Source organism: Kosakonia sp. BYX6 (assembly GCF_038449125.1).
In the GTDB taxonomy this organism is placed as follows: Bacteria; Pseudomonadota; Gammaproteobacteria; order Enterobacterales; family Enterobacteriaceae; genus Kosakonia; species Kosakonia calanthes.
Genome location: NZ_CP151800.1, coordinates 3,260,416 through 3,279,637, shown reverse-complemented (window position 1 = coordinate 3,279,637; position 19,222 = coordinate 3,260,416). Strand labels below are relative to the sequence as shown.

General features: G+C 55.7%; 17 protein-coding genes. 6 read left to right on the top strand and 11 right to left on the bottom strand.

Annotated features, from left to right (window positions below):
* Positions 1–13 precede the first annotated feature (13 nt).
* Positions 14–2,668, top strand: coding sequence for a beta-N-acetylhexosaminidase (locus AAEY27_RS15395; RefSeq protein ID WP_342321564.1), 2,655 nt, complete (start codon positions 14–16; stop codon positions 2,666–2,668).
* Positions 2,669–2,766: 98 nt separating this feature from the next.
* Here AAEY27_RS15395 and fur read toward each other — a convergent pair whose 3' ends face one another.
* From fur to ybfF, 4 genes are all read right to left on the bottom strand, one after another.
* Positions 2,767–3,213, bottom strand: coding sequence for a ferric iron uptake transcriptional regulator (gene fur / locus AAEY27_RS15390; protein ID WP_342321563.1), 447 nt, complete (start codon positions 3,211–3,213; stop codon positions 2,767–2,769).
* Between the two features lie 290 nt (positions 3,214–3,503).
* The gene (gene fldA / locus AAEY27_RS15385) at positions 3,504–4,034 is read right to left on the bottom strand and encodes a flavodoxin FldA (protein WP_342321561.1); all 531 of its coding nucleotides are present in this window, start codon (positions 4,032–4,034) and stop codon (positions 3,504–3,506) included.
* Between the two features lie 163 nt (positions 4,035–4,197).
* On the bottom strand, positions 4,198–4,479 hold the full coding sequence (gene ybfE / locus AAEY27_RS15380) for a LexA regulated protein (RefSeq protein WP_342321560.1): 282 nt from the start codon (positions 4,477–4,479) through the stop codon (positions 4,198–4,200).
* Between the two features lie 131 nt (positions 4,480–4,610).
* Positions 4,611–5,384: an esterase gene (gene ybfF / locus AAEY27_RS15375; protein WP_342321559.1), complete on the bottom strand. Its 774-nt coding sequence runs from the start codon at positions 5,382–5,384 to the stop codon at positions 4,611–4,613.
* Positions 5,385–5,566: 182 nt separating this feature from the next.
* Between ybfF and seqA the strand changes: the two genes are divergently transcribed.
* Both seqA and pgm read left to right on the top strand, forming a co-directional pair.
* Complete coding sequence (gene seqA, locus AAEY27_RS15370) at positions 5,567–6,121, top strand: replication initiation negative regulator SeqA (protein ID WP_342321558.1); 555 nt, start codon at positions 5,567–5,569, stop codon at positions 6,119–6,121.
* Positions 6,122–6,145: 24 nt separating this feature from the next.
* Entirely contained in the window at positions 6,146–7,786 is a 1,641-nt protein-coding gene (pgm, locus tag AAEY27_RS15365) for a phosphoglucomutase (alpha-D-glucose-1,6-bisphosphate-dependent) (protein ID WP_342321557.1), read from the top strand.
* A gap of 94 nt (positions 7,787–7,880) precedes the next feature.
* Here the strand turns inward: pgm and AAEY27_RS15360 are convergent, their stop codons facing one another.
* The 7 genes from AAEY27_RS15360 to kdpF are packed head-to-tail and all read right to left on the bottom strand — an operon-like array spanning position 7,881 to position 16,117.
* Positions 7,881–8,309: an EamA family transporter gene (locus tag AAEY27_RS15360; protein ID WP_342321556.1), complete on the bottom strand. Its 429-nt coding sequence runs from the start codon at positions 8,307–8,309 to the stop codon at positions 7,881–7,883.
* Between the two features lie 20 nt (positions 8,310–8,329).
* Positions 8,330–9,007 (bottom strand): two-component system response regulator KdpE, encoded by a 678-nt coding sequence (gene kdpE / locus AAEY27_RS15355; RefSeq protein ID WP_342321555.1) that lies wholly within the window; start codon positions 9,005–9,007, stop codon positions 8,330–8,332.
* Positions 9,004–11,691: a two-component system sensor histidine kinase KdpD gene (gene kdpD, locus AAEY27_RS15350; protein ID WP_342321554.1), complete on the bottom strand. Its 2,688-nt coding sequence runs from the start codon at positions 11,689–11,691 to the stop codon at positions 9,004–9,006. The genes kdpE and kdpD overlap by 4 nt, the downstream gene beginning before the upstream one ends.
* Positions 11,692–11,694: 3 nt before the next feature.
* Positions 11,695–12,270, bottom strand: a complete 576-nt coding sequence (gene kdpC, locus AAEY27_RS15345; protein ID WP_342321553.1) for a potassium-transporting ATPase subunit KdpC — start codon at positions 12,268–12,270, stop codon at positions 11,695–11,697.
* 12 nt (positions 12,271–12,282) lie between these two features.
* The gene (kdpB, locus tag AAEY27_RS15340; protein ID WP_342321551.1) at positions 12,283–14,331 is read right to left on the bottom strand and encodes a potassium-transporting ATPase subunit KdpB; all 2,049 of its coding nucleotides are present in this window, start codon (positions 14,329–14,331) and stop codon (positions 12,283–12,285) included.
* Positions 14,332–14,351: 20 nt separating this feature from the next.
* Positions 14,352–16,028, bottom strand: a complete 1,677-nt coding sequence (gene kdpA / locus AAEY27_RS15335) for a potassium-transporting ATPase subunit KdpA (protein WP_342321549.1) — start codon at positions 16,026–16,028, stop codon at positions 14,352–14,354.
* Positions 16,028–16,117, bottom strand: a complete 90-nt coding sequence (kdpF, locus tag AAEY27_RS15330) for a K(+)-transporting ATPase subunit F (protein WP_342321547.1) — start codon at positions 16,115–16,117, stop codon at positions 16,028–16,030. Before kdpF ends, kdpA begins: the two co-directional genes overlap by 1 nt.
* Before the next feature lie 418 nt (positions 16,118–16,535).
* Here kdpF and AAEY27_RS15325 point away from each other — a divergent pair, with 418 nt between their 5' ends.
* The 3 genes from AAEY27_RS15325 to phrB all read left to right on the top strand — a co-directional run bounded on the left by AAEY27_RS15325 (position 16,536) and on the right by phrB (position 19,221).
* Entirely contained in the window at positions 16,536–16,742 is a 207-nt protein-coding gene (locus AAEY27_RS15325; RefSeq protein ID WP_342321546.1) for a YbfA family protein, read from the top strand.
* Between the two features lie 102 nt (positions 16,743–16,844).
* Complete coding sequence (locus tag AAEY27_RS15320) at positions 16,845–17,801, top strand: YbgA family protein (protein ID WP_342321545.1); 957 nt, start codon at positions 16,845–16,847, stop codon at positions 17,799–17,801.
* Positions 17,802–17,808: 7 nt separating this feature from the next.
* Positions 17,809–19,221, top strand: coding sequence for a deoxyribodipyrimidine photo-lyase (gene phrB / locus AAEY27_RS15315; RefSeq protein ID WP_342321543.1), 1,413 nt, complete (start codon positions 17,809–17,811; stop codon positions 19,219–19,221).
* Position 19,222 lies beyond the last annotated feature (1 nt).

The window sequence follows — 19,222 nt, the reverse complement described above, 5'->3', positions numbered from 1 at the left end:
CAGGAACTCTGTCATGAAAACAGTACGACTCAGCATGTTGGCCAGTGCGGTGATGGCCATGCTCGGCAGCACCGCTGCGCTGGCGAACCAAAGCACCGTTGATGCCATCAGCCAGTTTCATCTTAACTATTCAGTGAAAGATAATTTCGCCGCGCAAAACGGTGTGGATTGCGCAAAACTCGGCGCCGATTGGGCATCCTGTAACAAAGCAGTGGTGAAGCTGACCAACAATGGCGAGGCGGTGACCGATAAAGACTGGGCGATCTATTTCCACAGCATCCGCCCGATTCTTGAAGTGGCGAATGATCAGTTTAAAGTCACGCACATCATGGGCGATCTGCACAAACTGGAGCCAACGGACAAATTTACCGGTTTTCCGACGAAACAGTCCGTTGAAATCCCGATTGTGAATGAGTACTGGCAACTGTTTATTACTGATGTGCTGCCGCGCTGGTACGTCACCGCCGACAAAGCGACGCCGAAAGTCATTGCCAATACCGATACCGAAGATTTATCCCAGTTTGTCACACCACTCGGCGACCAGTGGAAGCGTACCCCGGATGATAAAAACATCCTGATGACCGCCGAAGCGCGCTTCGAGAAAAATAGCGATGTGAAAACGCTGAACGTAAACTCGCTGCGCGGGCAAATCGTGCCGACGCCGCTGGAGGTAAAAGTCCACGGTCAGGACGTTGACCTGAGTAAGGGCGTGAAACTGGATCTCTCCGCGTTGAACGGCGATGCCCAAAACGCCATCAAAGCGCGCTTCGCACTGCTCGGTGTGAAAGAGGGTAATTACCCGCTGCACACCGAGATTTCCAGCAACGCCTTTACGGGTGATGAGGCGGTAGAAGGCGCGTACCAATTGCGTATCGGTAACAAGGAGGCAGTTATCACGGGTTACGATCAGGCGGGCGTGTTCTACGGCCTGCAATCGATCCTGTCTCTAATCCCAACCGAAGGGCCGATGACGATCGCCGCGCTGGAGGCGAAAGATGCGCCGCGTTTCGAGTATCGCGGCATTCATCTTGATGTCGGACGTAACTTCCACACTAAAGCCTCAGTGTTGCGCCTGCTGGATCAAATGGCGGCGTACAAGCTGAACAAATTCCACTTCCATCTTACGGATGACGAAGGCTGGCGTATCGAAATCCCAGGCCTGCCGGAACTGACCGACATCGGCAGTAAACGCTGCCACGACCTGAGTGAGAAAACCTGCCTGTTGCCACAATTGGGATCCGGGCCAGATAGCAATAACAATGGCAGCGGCTTCTTCAGCCGGGCTGATTACATTGAGATCCTGAAATATGCCAAAGCGCGACAGATTGAAGTGATCCCGGAAATCGATATGCCTGCGCATGCGCGTGCCGCGGTGATGTCGATGGAAGCGCGTTACGACCGCCTGGTGAAAGAGGGCAAAGAGAAAGAGGCGAATCAATACCGCCTGCTTGATCCGACCGATACCTCCAACACCGCTGGTGTACAGTTCTATGACCGTACCGGCTATCTGAACCCGTGCCTCGATTCGTCACGCAACTTTGTTGATAAAGTGATTGGCGAAATTCAGCAGATGCATAAAGAAGCCGGTTTACCGCTGAAAACATGGCATTTTGGTGGTGATGAAGCGAAAAACATCTATCTGGGCACCGGCTACACCGATCAGAAAAAACCGGAAGCGGGCAAAGGCATCATCGATCAGAGCAATCAGGATAAGCCGTGGGCGAAATCCCAGGCCTGCCAGGTGATGATCAAAGAAGGGAAGGTGACTGATGTTGAGCATCTTTCCAGCTATTTTGGCGTTGAGGTCAGCAAGCTGGTGAAAGCCCACGGCATTGACGTGATGCAAGCGTGGCAGGACGGCTTGAAAGATGCCAAAGACGCGTCAATATTTGCCACCGATCATATCAACGTGAACTTCTGGGATGCCCTTTACTGGGGCGGTTTCGATTCGGTCAATGACTGGGCGAACAAAGGGTTCCGCGTGGTGGTCTCCAACCCGGACTACGTTTATCTCGACTTCCCGAACGAAGTTCACCCGGCGGAAAGCGGCTATTACTGGGGCACGCGCTTTAGCGATGAGCGTAAAATCTTTAGTTTCGCGCCGGACAACATGCCGCAGAACGCAGAAACCTCTGTTGATCGTGATGGCAACGTGTTTAGTGCGAAATCCGATAAACCGTGGCCGGGCGCTTATGGTCTTTCCTCGCAGTTATGGAGCGAAGTCGTACGCACCGACTCTCAGATGGAGTACATGATCTATCCGCGTCTGGTTTCTGTCGCCGAACGTGCATGGCATCGCGCAAGCTGGGAACAGCAATATCAAGCGGGTCGTGAATACAAAGGCGGCGAAACACATCGGGTGGATGTGAAAGCGCTCGACAGCGACTGGCAGCGTTTTGCAAACCTGTTAGGTCACCGCGAACTGGCGAAACTGGATAAAGCGGGCATTCATTATCGTTTACCAGTACCGGGCGCGCGCATTGCCAGCGGAAGGCTTGAAGTGAACACCAGCTTCCCGGGAATGGTGGTTGAGTATTCAACTGACAACGGGAAAACCTGGCAGCGCTACGACGATAAAGCACGTCCGCAGGTGAGCGGGGAAGTGCAGGTTCGTACCGCCAGCCCGGACGGCAAGCGCTTCAGCCATGTCGATGGCGTAAAAGCGTAATTTTTCTGCTCATGCCCGGCGATTCAAATGTGCCGGGCTTTTTATTTGCAGACAAAAAAAAGCCAACCTGACGGTTGGCTTTTGCCTATCAAAAAAGATTATTTTGCGTCGTGCGCGTGTTCATCTTCGCGACAGTCACCTTCGGCACAATGGCCATACAGGTACAGACTGTGGTTAGTCAGGCGAATGCCGTGTTTGGTGGCAATTTCGCGTTGACGTGCTTCGATGGAATCATCACTGAATTCAATGACTTTTCCGCAATCGAGGCAAATAAGGTGATCGTGGTGATGCTGCTGAGTCAGTTCAAAAACGGACTTGCCGCCTTCAAAGTTATGACGGGTCACAATCCCGGCGTCATCAAACTGGTTCAGAACACGATAAACCGTTGCCAGCCCAATCTCTTCGCCCATGTCGATCAGACGTTTATATAGATCTTCCGCACTGACATGATGGTTATCCGGCTCCTGAAGCACTTCCAGGATTTTTAACCGAGGAAGCGTGACTTTCAGGCCGGCCTTCTTTAATGCGGTATTGTTGTCAGTCATGCGGAATCTGTCCTGTTGCTATACGATTCACTTCCTTCGCGGAAGTAATAAGGAATGCACCTGGGATAATGCGTATCATTATAGAACTGCCATGTATAAATGAAAACTGCAAGCCCTCAAGTAAAGTAAGCTTATAAAACGTGGTGTCGCCGACAAACTCCTGGTCAGCCGCACCGAGTTTAGCAGGGCTCATTGTACAGCGATGGAGAAAAAAGTTAAAAAATTGTAGCAATTATTTCCATTGCTTTTATCTATTGATACGGCGCAACCCACAGATTGCGCCGAAGATATCAGGCATTAAGGATGTCGTTCAGGTGCAGTTCTTCTGAAACCTGCTTCACCCATTTCTGAACGCGTTCTGCGGTCAGTTCCGGTTGACGATCTTCGTCAATCGCCAGACCTACAAAGTGGTCATCATCCGCCAGGCCTTTCGACGCTTCGAAGTGGTAACCCGCGGTAGGCCAGTGGCCCACAATGGTCGCGCCGCGCGGTTCAATAATGTCGCGAATAGTGCCCAGCGCATCACAGAAATATTCTGCATAATCTTCCTGGTCGCCACAGCCGAACAGCGCAACTAATTTACCATTGAAATCAATCTCTTCCAGCGTCGGGAAGAAGTCATCCCAATCACATTGCGCTTCGCCGTAATACCAGGTCGGAATGCCGAGCAACAGAATGTCATACCCTTCGATATCTTCTTTGCTGCTCTTGGCAATGTCATGGACATCGGCAACGTCTTTACCGAGCTGACTCTGAATCATTTTCGCGATATTTTCGGTGTTGCCTGTGTCGCTGCCGAAGAAAATGCCTGTAATTGCCATGAGTAAAATAACCTCTTGAATCTTAATGAGTATAGGGGGGGCGCTAAGCCCACAGATAAGGGCAATCATAGCAGAACAGAGAAGCACGCGGAAACTGCTATCGCCACGGACTGCACTGTATGCCACATGAAAGTGTTGATAAAACGATGATTCGGAGGATTCGCTATCCGCGCAATGCTTTCAACTGTGCCAAAAGCATCTCTTCGATAAGCTCGCTGCGGCTCATCTCGCGCGCGTCTGCCAGCTCGTTTAAGGCGTCCACAGCGTCCACGTTCAGTTTGAGTTCGACGCGTTTAAGCCCACGAACCTTATCGCGTTTTAGCTGATTGCGTTTGTTGATGCGCAACTGTTCATCGCGCGCGAGCGGGTTTGTCTTCGGTCGTCCCGGGCGACGCTCATTCGCGAACAGATCTAGTGTCGTACGGTCCGTTTGTTCTTTAGCCATGGTCTAAGCATACTACGGGAGAAACAAGCAATCGGGCTGCTGCCCGGGCTGAATAGCGCGCCATCATACATCAGCATAACGAGTGCGCCAACGACCGGACGCGATGAAACGACCGGTCGCCGCCTTTTTAATCAGTTTGCCTTTTCAGTGAGATACCGGCGAATCGCCCGCATCACCGCCTCCGGTTTTTCCGCATGCACCCAGTGCCCGGCACCGGCAATCACGTGCGCCCGCGCCTGCGGGAATTGCGCCAGCAGCGCATCGCGGTACGCTTCGGTGACATACGGCGAGTTGCCGCCGCGAACGAAAAGGGCGGGTTTATCCCACGCGGGCACCGTTTCCCAGCCAACAATATGAGGATATTGATCCCACAGCACCGGCACATTGAAGCGCCATTCGCCTTCGACAAAGGATTTCAGTAGAAACTGAATCACGCCTTCTTCATTTACATGATCACGCATCAGCGCGGCGGCCTGCTGGCGCGTGGTGGCCTGCGCCTCGCTCACGGCATTCACCGCAGCAAAAATCTCATCGTGGCGGCGAACCTTATAATCCACCGGCGCAATATCGATCGCCACTAATTGATTGATACGTTCGGGTGCCAGCGCGCTCAATGCCATCACTGCTTTACCGCCCATTGAGTGACCAATAAAGGTGGCTTTATCGATCTGGTTGGCATCCAGGGTATCCAGTAAATCCTGCGCCATCGCCGGGTAATTCATCTCCGGCGAGCGGGGTGATAAACCGTGGTTGCGCATATCCACTTGCAACACATCGTGGTCCTGAACCAGGTCGCGGGCGAGCACACCGAGGTTGTCGAGGCTACCAAACAGGCCATGTACAAGGACGACCGGGGAATTGTTGTGCGGATGTTGTGCAGTTTGCGCGCGCGTGTTCAATTTCATGGCAAAGTTCTTTTTTTCACTCTATCGGGTTAGGTTATTATGGTGAACATTCTGCCGCCCGGCTGCAAGGTTAAGAATTACTCTGAGTTTTGCCGCCATCCTGGTTTGACGCTATCCGCTGTTGAGATTTCACTTTATAATCCCAACACTTGTATTCAGATTTTATATAACACTGGATTAAGATGAAAACGATCGAAGTTGATGATGAGCTCTACAGCTACATTGCCAGTCACACAAAGCACATTGGCGAGAGCGCATCCGACATTTTACGGCGCATGTTAAAATTTTCCGCCGTGCCACAGTCACAGCCCGCCACGAACCTCGCGCCGGTAAAAGAAACGCGTACAACCAGTACCGTTGAAGGGGTAAAACCGGCAAACACCGCTAAAGATAAAGTCCGCGCCGTTCGCGAACTTCTACTATCTGATGAATACGCCGAGCAGAAAAAAGCCGTTAATCGCTTTCTGCTGGTACTGTCTACACTCTATTCACTCGATGATAAAGGGTTTACGGAATCCACCGAATCCCTGCATGGGCGCACACGCGTATACTTTGCAGCCGATGAGCAAACTCTGTTGCAAAACGGCAACCAGACCAAGCCAAAACAGGTGCCGAATACTCCTTACTGGGTCATCACCAACACCAATACGGGTCGTAAATGCAGCATGATCGAGCACATCATGCAGTCAATGCAGTTCCCCGCGGAATTGATTGAAAAAGTTTGCGGCACAATTTAATCCTTGCATTGAAAGGACCAGGCAATGGCTAACCATCCGCGTGCGGGGCAACCTGCACAACAGGGCGATTTGATTAACGTCGCGCAGCTGACTGCGCAGTATTACGTGTTGAAACCGCAAGTGGGTAACGCAGAACATGCGGTGAAATTCGGGACGTCCGGCCACCGTGGCAGCGCAGACCGCCACAGCTTCAACGAGCCGCACATTCTCGCCATCGCGCAGGCGATTGCCGAAGAACGTGCGAAAAACGGCATTACCGGGCCGTGCTATGTCGGGAAAGATACGCACGCGCTGTCCGAACCGGCGTTTATCTCCGTGCTGGAAGTGCTGACCGCCAACGGCGTGGACGTGGTAGTGCAGGAAAATAACGGCTTCACGCCAACGCCTGCTATCTCTAACGCTATCCTGGTGCACAACAAAAACGGCGGCGCGCAAGCGGACGGCATCGTCATTACCCCGTCGCATAACCCGCCGGAAGATGGCGGTATCAAATACAACCCGCCTAACGGTGGCCCGGCAGACACCAACGTCACCAAAGTGGTGGAAGATCGCGCCAACGCGCTGCTGGCGGACGGCCTGAAAGGGGTCAAACGTCTCTCTCTGGATGCCGCGCTGGCCTCCGGTCATGTGACAGAAAAAGATCTGGTGCAGCCGTTTATCGAAGGGTTGGCCGATATCGTCGATATGGCGGCGATTCAGAAAGCGGGCCTGACGCTGGGTGTCGATCCGCTTGGCGGTTCCGGTATCGAGTACTGGAAACGCATTGCCGAGCACTACAAGTTGAACCTGACGATTGTTAACGATCAGGTTGATCAGACTTTCCGCTTTATGCACCTCGACAAAGACGGCGCGATCCGCATGGATTGCTCTTCCGAATGCGCGATGGCAGGCCTGCTGGCGCTGCGTGATAAGTTCGATCTGGCTTTCGCCAACGACCCGGACTACGACCGTCACGGTATTGTCACGCCGGCTGGCTTGATGAACCCGAACCACTATCTGGCTGTCGCCATTAACTATCTGTTCCAGCATCGCCCGCAGTGGGGCAAAGAGGTGGCAGTCGGTAAAACGCTGGTTTCGTCTGCGATGATCGACCGCGTGGTCAACGATTTAGGCCGTAAGCTGGTGGAAGTGCCAGTAGGCTTTAAATGGTTTGTTGATGGCCTGCACGATGGCAGCTTCGGTTTCGGCGGGGAAGAGAGTGCAGGGGCGTCTTTCCTGCGTTTCGACGGTACGCCGTGGTCAACGGATAAAGACGGCATCATCATGTGCCTGCTGGCGGCGGAAATCACCGCCGTCACCGGGAAAAACCCGCAGCAGCATTACGATGAGCTGGCCGCCCGCTTTGGCGCGCCGAGTTACAACCGTTTGCAAGCGAGCGCCTCTTCCGCGCAGAAAGCCGCGCTGTCGAAGCTCTCTCCTGAAATGGTGAGCGCCGACACGCTGGCGGGCGATCCGATCACCGCACGTCTGACCGCAGCACCCGGCAACGGCGCTTCCATTGGTGGTCTGAAAGTCATGACCGACAACGGCTGGTTCGCGGCGCGTCCGTCCGGTACCGAAGACGCCTACAAAATCTACTGCGAAAGCTTCCTCGGTGAAGAACACCGTAAGCTGATTGAGAAAGAAGCGGTAGAGATTGTTAGCGAAGTGCTGAAAAACGCATAACAGAAAGGCTCCTTCGGGAGCCTTTTTTGTGTCGGATGGCGCTGACGCTTATCCGACCTACACAATCAACGTAGCCGCCATTCGGCGAACAAACTTACCCCATTGCCACCATCAACGCACCGGCCGTGATCAACGCCACACCCGCCGCCGAAATCAACGACACTTTCTCGCCAAACAACACCACCGCCAGAATCACCGCGAACACCACGCTCAACTTGTCGATGGGCGCAACCCGCGACACATTGCCGCTTTTGATCGCCATAAAATAAAACAGCCACGACAGCGCACCCGCTACGCCGCTCATCACAATAAACAACAACGCTTTTTTATCGGCGAATACCGTGGAAACCAAAGACAGTTTGCCCTGAACCACCACTACACCCACCAGAAATAGCGCCATCACCACGGCGCGGATCGCGGTCGCGGTATTGGCATCAAGATGTTGCAAACCAATCTTGCCGAAGATCGCCACCAGCGCAGCGGTGACCGCCGACAACAATGCGTAAATTAGCCAGGCACTCATGATTCCTTCCTTAAAAAGCGTTACAGCATAAACCGGTAACCAATCCCGGTTTCCGTTAATAAATGGTGAGGGCGGGCTGGATCGGCTTCCAGCTTTTGCCGCAGATGACCCATATAAATGCGCAAATAATGGCTGTGCTCGACGGCGTTTGGCCCCCACACCTGGCTGAGCAACTGCCGTTGAGTCAGCACTTTGCCATGGTTATTCAGCAGCACCGCCAGCAGGCGAAACTCAATTGGCGTCAGATGAATCTCTTCATCAGCGCGCTGAATACGGCGGTTGGCCAGATCAACGCGAATATCAGAAAAGGTGACCACCGGTTCACCCGGCGTAGTGGCAGCGTGCCGACGCAGCGCGACGCGCAACCGCGCCTGCAACTCGCCAATGCCGAACGGTTTACTGAGGTAATCATCGGCACCGGCATCCAGCGCGGCAATCTTGTCGCTCTCTTCAATTCTCGCCGACAACACGATAATCGGCATCTGGCTCCACTGGCGCACATCGAGGATAAAATCGAGACCATCGCCATCCGGCAGCCCTAGATCGAGAATGACCAGATCGGGCTTACGTGTCGCCGCTTCGAGCAAACCGCGTTGCAATGTTTCGGCTTCGTACACGCGTAACCCTTCGGCTTCCAGCGCGGTGCGCAGAAAACGGCGGATGGCTTGTTCATCTTCGACAATCAGAACGTTAATCACAGATCCTCAGGTAATTCATCCAGTTGCGGCGGCGTTTCGCGGGCGAGTGTAACACGAAACAGCGCGCCGCCTTGCGGGCGGTTGTGGGCGCTGATCGTACCGCCGTGCACCTCGATAATCGCCTGGCAAATCGCCAGCCCCAGCCCCACGCCGGGGATCGCCGACTCTTTCGTGCCGCGCGCGAATTTCTCAAAAATCGCCGTCTGCTGGCCCGGCGGGATCCCCGGCCCATTATCCCAAACTTCCAGCGTCCACTGCTCGGCAGTGCTGTGCGCACTGATCCCGATCTCTGCCCGGCTTCCGGCATATTTCACCGCATTTTCCAGCAGATTAATCAGCACACGCTCAAACAACGGGCCATCGACATGCACCAACATCAGTGGGTCGGGAAGCGACAGCGCAATATGCTGGCCGCCAGACCCCGGTTCGAGTGTACGTAACGCGCTGCCGACCACCTCTTCCAGCGTCAGCCACTCTCGCTTCAAATTAAAGCCGCCGGATTGAATACGCGCCATATCCAGCAGGTTATTCACCAGCCGCGTAGTGTTCAGCACATGCTGGCGGATTTCGCTGGCCTGCGGCGCGTGCTTCGACCCTTCACTGGCGAGATCCAGCGTCAGGATCTCCGCTTGACCAAACAGCACCGTTAATGGCGTGCGCAGATCATGCGAAAGCGCCGCCAGCAGCGAATTGCGAATACTTTCTCGTTCGCTGGCGAGTCGCGCCTGCTCTTCGCTGGTGGCCAACGCCTGGCGCTCCAGCGCATTGGTAACCAGCAGTGTAAAGGTTTCCAGCAGGCGTTGTTGCTCGGGAATCATCAATTGGCGTAGATTCGCCGGTTCGACAATCAATAACCCGTGCACTTTCTCCGTGCTTTTTAGCGGCAAAATTTGATACGGCACGCCGGGCAGGGTATCGGTTCCGGCGCCGGCGGGTTGGCCTTTATCAAAACTCCAACGGGCAATGGCATCATCCCACGGCGTCATGCCGTGCGTTGGCGTTAACGCCACCAATTTCCCGGCGGCATCCGGCAGCAACACTTTGCTGTGCGCATCGAACGTGGAATGAATAAACGTTTCGCAGGTGGCGGCGATATCCTGATTGTTGCGCCCGACCGCCAGCGCTTTCGACATTTCGTACAGCTGGCGGGTGCGTTGCTCGCGATACCGCGCCACGCGCGCCTGGTAGCGCACCCCAGCGGTCAAATTCCCGATCACCAGGCCAACGGTCAGCATCACGCCGAAGGTCAGCAGATACTGCACATCGGAAACCGCCAGCGTGCCGCGCGGCGCGATAAAAAACAGATCGAAGCTGACCACGTTGATAACCGTGGCGAACGCCGACGGCCAGCGGCCATAAAACAGCGCCACCAGCACCACCCCAAGCAGGTAGATCATCACGAGATTGGTGGCATCAAAGGCCGTCAGCCACTGCAAGGCAATCAGCGTAATTGCCGCACACAGCGCCAGCGCGACTGCGCAACCTTTTAATTGCACCCGCCAGCGCTCGATAAACGGGCGCGAATCCCCTGCGCGAGCAGGCAAGGGCTGTGGCGTCTCTTGTCGGGCGATAATCACCAGGTCGAGATCCGGTGCGCGCTGAGCCAGCTTTTCGGCAAACGACTCCCGGCGCCACCCGCGGCGTTTTTCGCGGCGACCAATCAAAATTTTGCCGAGATTATGCTCACGGGCGTAACGCAGTATCGCTTTATCTTCTACCGGGTCGGAAAGGGTGGCGGTCTCTGCGCCGAGTTCCTGAGCAAGGTGCAGGGCGTTTAAAATCGCCCGCCGTTGCGGCTCCGGTAATTTATGCAACGTCGGCGTTTCGACATATACCGCGTGCCAGGCACTGCCGAGCTTTGCCGCCAGACGCGCGGCGGTGCGGATCAACTTTTCATTGGCCGCGCCATGCCCGATGCACAGCAAAATGGCGTCGCGCGTGTGCCAGACTTTCTCCTCACCCTGGCGGTCGCGCCAGGCGCGCATTTGATCGTCCACGCGATCGGCCGTACGGCGCAGCGCCAGTTCACGCAGCGCAATCAGGTTGCCTTTGCGAAAGAAGTGTTCGATGGCACGCTCGGCCTGGCCGCCAATATAGACTTTGCCTTCGTGCAGGCGCTGGCGCAGATCGTCCGGCGGCAGATCTACCAGCACGATTTCGTCGGCGCTGTCGAAAAAAGGATCCGGCACAGTTTCGCGTACCTGAATACCGGTTACGCCGCTGACCACATCGTTGAGGCTTTCCAGATGCTGAACGTTGACGGTGGTAAAAACATCGATACCGGCTTCCAGCAACTCTTCAACGTCCTGCCAGCGTTTCGGGTGACGTGAACCGGGCGCGTTGCTGTGTGCCAGTTCGTCCATCAAAATCAACGCTGGACGCCGCGCAAGGGCGGCGTCCAGATCAAACTCTTCAACCCAACGGCCACGATGATGAATGCGCCGCACCGGTTGGAGGGCAAGCCCTTCCAGCAGGGCGGCAGTCTCTTTGCGCCCGTGGGTTTCCACCACGCCCGGCAAAATATCCAGCCCCTGCGCCCGCAGCCGCTGGGCTTCCTGCAACATGGCGTAAGTTTTGCCCACCCCGGCGCAGGCACCGAAAAAGATCTTCAGCTTTCCCCGGTGCGCGTTGGCGGCATGTTCCAGCAGCCGGTCGGGATTGGGGCGCAAAGGCTCATCAGTCATGCTTTATTTGTCCTTGAGCGCATCCAGCGCCAGATTAAGTTCAACCACATTGACGACCGGTTGCCCGATGAAATTCACCAGCGGCGTCGAGGTATGTTGCGCCACCAGTGTTGTCACATCCTGAATCGATAACTTACGCGCCTGCGCCACGCGTGGGATTTGCCATGCGGCGGCCTTTGGCGACAGTTGCCCATCAAGGCCGCTCGCCGAAGCGGTCATCAACTCGACCGGCACTTGCGCTTCCGCCTGCGGATTTTCAGCCCGCAATTGCGCCACGCGCTGGGCCACTTGTTTATCCAGTTCCGGGTTGCTGCCCGCCAGGTTGCTGCCGCCAGACGCCATTGGATTATAAGGCGCGTCGGCAGTTGCGGAAGGGCGTCCATGAAAATAACCCGGCGCGCTAAAGTCCTGACCTAACAAACGCGAGCCGCGCACCGTGTTGCCTTCGTGCAACAGCGAGCCGTTGGCCTGATCCTGAAACCACCACTGCCCCAGCGCGGTGGTCACCAGCGGGTACAGCCCTCCGGTAATTAACGTCAGCAGGAGTAAAAGCAAAAATGCGGGACGTAATAAAGCCATGTTTTTCACCTCTTAAACCAGGCCGAACAGCATAAGGACAAGATCGATGGCTTTGATGCCGATAAACGGCACAACCAGACCACCCAGCCCGTAAATCCACAGGTTGCGGCGCAGCATCGCCGACGCGGTGAGCGGTTTGTAGCTCACCCCTTTCAACGCCAGCGGGATCAGAAACACAATCACCAGCGCGTTAAAAATCACCGCGCTTAAAATCGCCGAAGCAGGGGAGTGCAGGTGCATCACGTTCAGCGTGTTCAGTTGCGGATAGGTCGCGGCAAACGCCGCCGGGATAATGGCGAAGTATTTCGCCACATCGTTGGCGATGCTGAAGGTGGTCAGCGAACCGCGCGTCATCAGCATCTGTTTGCCGATATGCACCACTTCAATCAGCTTGGTGGGGTTGGAATCGAGATCCACCATATTGCCCGCCTCTTTGGCGGCCTGCGTACCGGAGTTCATCGCCACCGCCACATCGGCCTGCGCCAGTGCGGGCGCGTCGTTGGTGCCATCGCCGGTCATCGCCACCAGCCGACCTTCCGCCTGGTATTGGCGGATCAGCGCCAGTTTCGCTTCCGGCGTCGCTTCGGCGAGAAAATCATCCACCCCGGCTTCTGCGGCAATTGCCGCTGCCGTTAATCGGTTATCGCCGGTGATCATCACCGTTTTGATGCCCATTTTGCGAAGCTCGGCAAAACGCTCCTTAATGCCGCCTTTCACAATGTCTTTCAGCGCGATAATGCCCAGCACTTTCGCGCCTTCCGCCACCACCAACGGCGTTGCGCCCTGGCGTGCTACGCGTTCAACGAGCGCATCGACATCCGCGGGAAAGTGGCCGCCATTGGCCTCAATATGGCGACGAATTGCATCGACAGACCCTTTGCGGATCATCCGGTCCTGCACGTTGATGCCGCTCATGCGGGTTTGCGCGGTAAACGGCACGAACGTGGCTTGCAGGCTTTGCATATCGCGCTCGCGCAAGTTGAAGCGCTGTTTCGCCAGAATCACAATACTGCGGCCTTCGGGCGTTTCATCCGCCAGCGATGAGAGCTGCGCGGCATCGGCCAGCGTTTTTTCATCCACGCCTTGCGCGGGTAAAAACTCGGATGCCTGGCGGTTGCCGAGGGTGATGGTGCCGGTCTTATCCAGCAACAACACATCGACGTCTCCTGCGGCTTCCACCGCGCGCCCGCTGGTGGCAATCACGTTCGCGCCGAGCATGCGGCTCATTCCGGCGACACCAATAGCCGACAACAGCCCGCCAATGGTGGTGGGGATCAGGCAAACCAGCAGCGCGACCAGCACCGTTACGCTCACCGGCGTGCCGCCGTAAATCGAAAACGGCCACAGCGTGGCGGTGGCCAGCAGGAAGACAATGGTCAGCGCCACCAGCAAAATGGTCAGCGCGATTTCGTTTGGCGTTTTGCGACGCTGCGCGCCTTCCACCATGGCTATCATGCGATCGAGAAAGGTTTCTCCGGGGTTCACGCTGCACTGGATCACCAGCCAATCGGAAAGAATGCGCGTGCCGCCAGTAACGGAAGCGAAATCGCCGCCGGATTCACGGATAACCGGTGCGGATTCACCGGTGATCGCGCTTTCATCCACTGACGCGCCGCCTTCGATCACTTCGCCATCGCAGGGAATAATGTCGCCCGCTTCGACCAGCACCACGTCGCCTTTACGTAAATCCTCCGCCGGAACATGGTCGATTTGCGCATCGTGCTGCGGCGCGCGCAGTTTGCGGGCGAACGCGGTTTTCTTCACGCCTTTCAGGCTATTGGCCTGCGCTTTACTGCGCCCCTCCGCCAGCGCTTCGGCGAAGTTGGCGAACAACACGGTGACCCATAACCACAGGCTGACCGCGCCGGTAAACAGCGCGCTGCCGTCGAGATGACCGCTCGCCATAGCGACAGCCAGTACCGTGGTGAGCAGGCTGCCCATCCAGACAATAAACATCACCGGGTTACGCCACTGCACCTGCGGGCTTAACTTGGTCAGGGAATCGATCAGCGCCTGGCGAACCAGCTTCGGTTCGAACAGCGCCAGTTGTTTGCGACTCATATCACGCGTCTCCGCCAGTCTCAAAATAGGAGGTATTCCGCCACCGGGCCGAGGGCCAGGGCAGGAATAAAGGTCAAAGCGCCAACCAGCAGTACCGTGCCAATCAGCAGGCCGATAAACAGCGCGCCGTGGGTGGATAATGTGCCGGAGCTGGTGGGCTGAATTTTCTTGCTGACCAGCGAACCGGCAATCGCCAGTACCGGGACAATCACGCCGAAACGACCAACGAACATGCAAACCGCTAACAGGCAATTCCAGAACGGCGTATTGGCGCTTAAGCCCGCAAAGGCGCTGCCATTGTTGTTGGCGGCGGAGGAGACGGCGTATAGCACTTCACTGAAACCGTGAATGCCGGGGTTGAGCATGCCGCCACGCCCGGCGTCGGTCATCATTGCCAGTGCCGTGCCGAGCAGCACCAACGCCGGGGTGACGAGGATCGCCAGCGCGGTCATTTTCATATCACGCACGTCGATTTTTTTACCGAGGAATTCCGGCGTGCGGCCAATCATCAGCCCGGCGATAAACACCGCCAGCAATACAAACAGCAGCATGCCGTACAGACCGGATCCGACACCGCCAAACACCACTTCGCCAATCTGCATTAACCACATTGGGATCATCCCGCCGAGTGCGGTAAAGGAGTCGTGCATGGCGTTGACCGCGCCGCAGGAGGCAGCAGTTGTGATCACGGCGTAAAGGCTACTCACCAGAATGCCAAAGCGGCTCTCTTTGCCTTCCATATTCATCGCGCTGTCGCCGCCCAGCGCCAGGAAATGCGGGTTACCTTGCAGCTCCGCCCACATCACTATTCCCGCGCAGATCACGAAAATTATCGACATCGCCCACAGCAGCATCTGGCCTTGTCGGCGATCGCCGACCGCCTCACCAAAGGCGAAACAGAGCGCCGCCGGGATCAGGAAGATCGCCAGCATCTGCACAACGTTGGTAAGCGCAGTTGGGTTCTCAAAGGGATGCGACGAGTTGGCGTTAAAGAAACCGCCGCCGTTCGTGCCGAGCATCTTGATCGCTTCTTGCGAAGCCACCGGCCCCATTGGCAGCAAGTGTTTCACGCCTTCCAGCGAGGTGTAGGGCTGGTATGGCAGAAGGTTTTGCAGCGTGCCTTGCTGAATAAAGAACAGGGCAATAATCAGCGACAGCGGGAGCAACACCCACAATGTGATGCGCGTGAGATCCACCCACGCATTGCCCAGCGTTTCCATGCTGCGGCGGGCAAAAGCGCGGATCAGCGCAAACACCACCGCAATACCGGTCGCCGCCGATAAGAAGTTCTGCACCGTTAAACCAACCATCTGGCTGAAATAGCTCAGGGTGCTTTCCCCGGCATAGGATTGCCAGTTGGTGTTGGTAACAAAACTAACGGCGGTATTGAGCGCCAGATGCCACGAGAGGCCTGGCAGGTTTTGCGGGTTCAGCGGCAACAGGCCTTGCAACATCAGCAGGGCGAACAGGGCGACAAGCCCGAGAATATTCAGCCACAGGATCGCCAGCAAATAGTGCCGCCAGTGCATTTCGCGGGTATCAATCTTTAACCCTCGCCAGAGAAGGTGTTCGACCGCGCCGACGCCCGGTAGCGGTTGGCCATCAATCATCTTCGCCAGTAGCGAACCGAGCGGGCGCGCCAGCATAAACAGCACCAGCAGGAAGCTGGCGAGCAGAAGAAACGCTTGAGCGGCCATCAGAAAGCCTCCGCGTTAATCAGGGCGTAAATCAGGTAGCCCAATAACAGGAAAACCAGCACGATGCCGATTACCACGCCTGCACTCACAGTTCACCTCCGGGGTGATTTAAGGATGTGCAGTGAAAGTAGAATTTTCGGCGCAAAGATTTCGCAAAAATCAGCGGGGTAAGTGTAAAAAAAATATAAAAATGGCGGTGGGGTTTGAGGGGAATGTTGCGGTGCGGTAGGCCGGATAAAGCATTAGCCGCCATCCGGCATAACTGGGCGCAGAAACCACAATTTAACTAATGATTTGTATTAATTTAACTATTTCGTAACTTAATTACTGGGTGAATGTAAATAAACAATAAATTGACAAAAATAGTGGTCGGATGAGTAGTAAAATTACAAACAAAGCGGTACTATTTTGACCAGATTTCAATTTCGCACTGATTTTTCGTTATTCACTTTCAGTCCGAAAACTTTTTCCGGTGATGCTTACCGGCCTGCCAAAGGGGAGAGATTTATGAACACATATAAAACGTTTCCGGCACACATTGTGTTGATGCGTCGTGCTTTCGCCGTGACGGCGGGTGTACTGGCATTACCGGTGATGTTGTTCTGGAAAGATCGCGCACGGTTCTACAGCTACCTGCATCGCGTCTGGGCAAAAACCAGCGAAAAACCGGTGTGGATGGATCAAGCAGAAAAAGTAACCTGCGACTTTTATTAATCGGCTACACACAGCAAACCGATATCGCCACCGCAATTGCGGTGGCTTTTTTTTACCTGCGACCTTTTGACTACACTTACTACGTCGATAAAAGGAGTCGCTATGAGTGAAAAAATCCCTGTTGGCATCAGTGCCTGTTTGTTAGGGGAACCCGTCCGTTTTGACGGCGGCCACAAGCGGCTTGCCTTTGCCGTTGAAGAGTTATCGCCCTGGGTGCGTTTTGAACCGGTGTGCCCGGAAATGGCGATAGGATTGACCGTGCCGCGACCCGCATTGCGGCTGGTCAAAGAGGACAACGATGAAATCTCCTTGCGCTTTAGTGATAAGCGGGAAGGGGATCTCACCGCCGAAATGGCGCAATTCTCCCGCGAGCGCGTCAGCCGCTTCGACCATTTGTGCGGCTATATCGTTTGCGCCAAATCCCCCTCCTGCGGCATGGAGCGCGTGCGTATTTACGACGCCGAGGGCAAAAACAACCGCAAAGCCGGACGCGGCATCTACACCGAAATCCTCATGCAAGCGCTGCCGTGGCTGCCCGTTGAGGAAGATGGGCGCCTGCACGATCCCCATATTCGCGAGAACTTCGTCGAACGCATTTACGCCCTGCATGAACTCAACGGCGTGCGCGAGCGTGGTTTAACGCGCGGCGAACTGATTGCCTATCACAGCCGCTACAAACTGTTGTTGCTGGCGCATTCGCAGCCGAAATACCGCGAACTGGGGCGCTTTGTGGCGGCAATCCACGAATGGGTGTCGCTTGACGACTGGTTTGTGGAATACCGCCAACGCTTGATGGATCTGCTCTCGCATCAGGCGACCCGGCGCAACCATACCAATGTGCTGATGCATGTGCAGGGCTACTTTCGCAAACAGCTTAACGCCCGCCAGCGTGAGGAACTCTCTTCGCTGATTGACAGTTACCGGCAGGGTATCCAACCGCTGCTTGCGCCGGTGACTTTACTCAAACACTATATGGCGGAATTTCCCGACGCGTACCTGGCCGGGCAACGCTATTTTGACCCCTGGCCGGAAGCGCTGCGCTTACGTTACGGACATTAGGAGCATTATGACCACCCATTTGGTCTGGTTTCGCGCGGACTTGCGCGTGCATGACAACCTTGCGCTCGCGGCCGCATGCCGTCGCACGAACGCCGACGTAAAAGCGCTGTTTATCGCCACTCCCCAACAATGGCAACAACACGAGATGGCGCCGCGTCAGGCGGCGCTGATTAACGTGCATCTCAATGCCCTGCAACAGGCGCTGGCGGAAAAAGGCATCCCGCTGATTTACCGCGAAGCCGACGACTTTGCCGCCAGCGTGCAGGAAGTGGTCGCGGTTTGCGACAGCGAGAACGTGAGCCATCTGTTTTACAACTATCAATATGAATTCAACGAGCGTCAGCGCGATGCGGCAGTCGAAAAAGCGCTGCCCGATGTCGCGTGCCAGGGCTTTGACGACAGCGTGATGCTGGCGCCGGGCAGCGTGATGACCGGCAATCATGAAATGTACAAAGTGTTTACGCCTTTCAAAAACGCCTTTTTGCGCCGCCTGAAAGAGGACTTGCCGGAATGTGTTGCCGCACCGCGTGCGCGGGAAAGCGGCGCAATTAACGCGAAACCAATAACCCTTAATTACCCGCAGCAAGACTTTGACGACACCTTATTCGCGGCGGATGAAACCCGCGCCATCGCCCAATTACGCCATTTTTGCCAGCATCTGGCGGCGCAGTATGAGCAGCAGCGCGATTTCCCGGCCATTGAAGGCACCAGCCGTTTATCGGCTTGCCTTGCGATCGGTGCGTTGTCGCCGCGCCAGTGCCTGCACCGTTTATTGGCTGAATGCCCGCAAGCGCTGGACGGCGGGCCGGGTGCGGTCTGGTTGAATGAACTGATTTGGCGCGAGTTTTATCGCCATCTGATGACCTACAACCCGTCGCTGTGCAAGCACCGGCCGTTTATCCGCTGGACCGAAAATGTGCAGTGGCAGGATAACCCTTCGCAACTGGACGCCTGGCAAAACGGCAACACCGGTTACCCGATTGTCGATGCGGCGATGCGCCAGATGAATGCCACAGGCTGGATGCATAATCGCCTGCGTATGATTACCGCCAGCTTTCTGGTCAAAGACTTGCTTATCGACTGGCGACGCGGAGAGCGTTATTTTATTTCTCAGTTGATTGATGGCGATCTGGCGGCGAACAACGGCGGCTGGCAGTGGGCAGCCTCAACCGGTACGGATGCCGCGCCCTATTTTCGTATCTTCAACCCCACCACTCAGGGGGAGCGCTTTGACGCCGACGGCGAATTTATCCGCCATTGGCTGCCGGAACTGAAAGACGTGCCGCAAAAAGCGATTCATCAACCCTGGGTTTGGGCGGATAAACAGGGCGTTAAGCTCAATTATCCCCGCCCGATTGTTGACCATAAACAGGCGCGAACCGCCACACTGGCGGCCTATGAAGCCGCCCGCAAAGGCTAAA

Excerpts from the sequence above, each read along its gene's own strand:
- AAEY27_RS15320 (WP_342321545.1), top strand. The coding sequence starts at position 16,845 with ATGAGTGAAAAAATCCCTGTTGGCATCAGTGCCTGTTTGTTAGGGGAA.
- fur (WP_342321563.1), bottom strand. The coding sequence starts at position 3,213 with ATGACTGACAACAATACCGCATTAAAGAAGGCCGGCCTGAAAGTCACG.
- AAEY27_RS15395 (WP_342321564.1), top strand. The coding sequence starts at position 14 with ATGAAAACAGTACGACTCAGCATGTTGGCCAGTGCGGTGATGGCCATG.
- kdpD (WP_342321554.1), bottom strand. The coding sequence starts at position 11,691 with ATGACTGATGAGCCTTTGCGCCCCAATCCCGACCGGCTGCTGGAACAT.
- kdpC (WP_342321553.1), bottom strand. The coding sequence starts at position 12,270 with ATGGCTTTATTACGTCCCGCATTTTTGCTTTTACTCCTGCTGACGTTA.
- kdpB (WP_342321551.1), bottom strand. The coding sequence starts at position 14,331 with ATGAGTCGCAAACAACTGGCGCTGTTCGAACCGAAGCTGGTTCGCCAG.
- phrB (WP_342321543.1), top strand. The coding sequence starts at position 17,809 with ATGACCACCCATTTGGTCTGGTTTCGCGCGGACTTGCGCGTGCATGAC.
- AAEY27_RS15325 (WP_342321546.1), top strand. The coding sequence starts at position 16,536 with ATGAACACATATAAAACGTTTCCGGCACACATTGTGTTGATGCGTCGT.
- AAEY27_RS15360 (WP_342321556.1), bottom strand. The coding sequence starts at position 8,309 with ATGAGTGCCTGGCTAATTTACGCATTGTTGTCGGCGGTCACCGCTGCG.
- ybfF (WP_342321559.1), bottom strand. The coding sequence starts at position 5,384 with ATGAAATTGAACACGCGCGCGCAAACTGCACAACATCCGCACAACAAT.
- fldA (WP_342321561.1), bottom strand. The coding sequence starts at position 4,034 with ATGGCAATTACAGGCATTTTCTTCGGCAGCGACACAGGCAACACCGAA.
- seqA (WP_342321558.1), top strand. The coding sequence starts at position 5,567 with ATGAAAACGATCGAAGTTGATGATGAGCTCTACAGCTACATTGCCAGT.
- pgm (WP_342321557.1), top strand. The coding sequence starts at position 6,146 with ATGGCTAACCATCCGCGTGCGGGGCAACCTGCACAACAGGGCGATTTG.
- kdpA (WP_342321549.1), bottom strand. The coding sequence starts at position 16,028 with ATGGCCGCTCAAGCGTTTCTTCTGCTCGCCAGCTTCCTGCTGGTGCTG.
- ybfE (WP_342321560.1), bottom strand. The coding sequence starts at position 4,479 with ATGGCTAAAGAACAAACGGACCGTACGACACTAGATCTGTTCGCGAAT.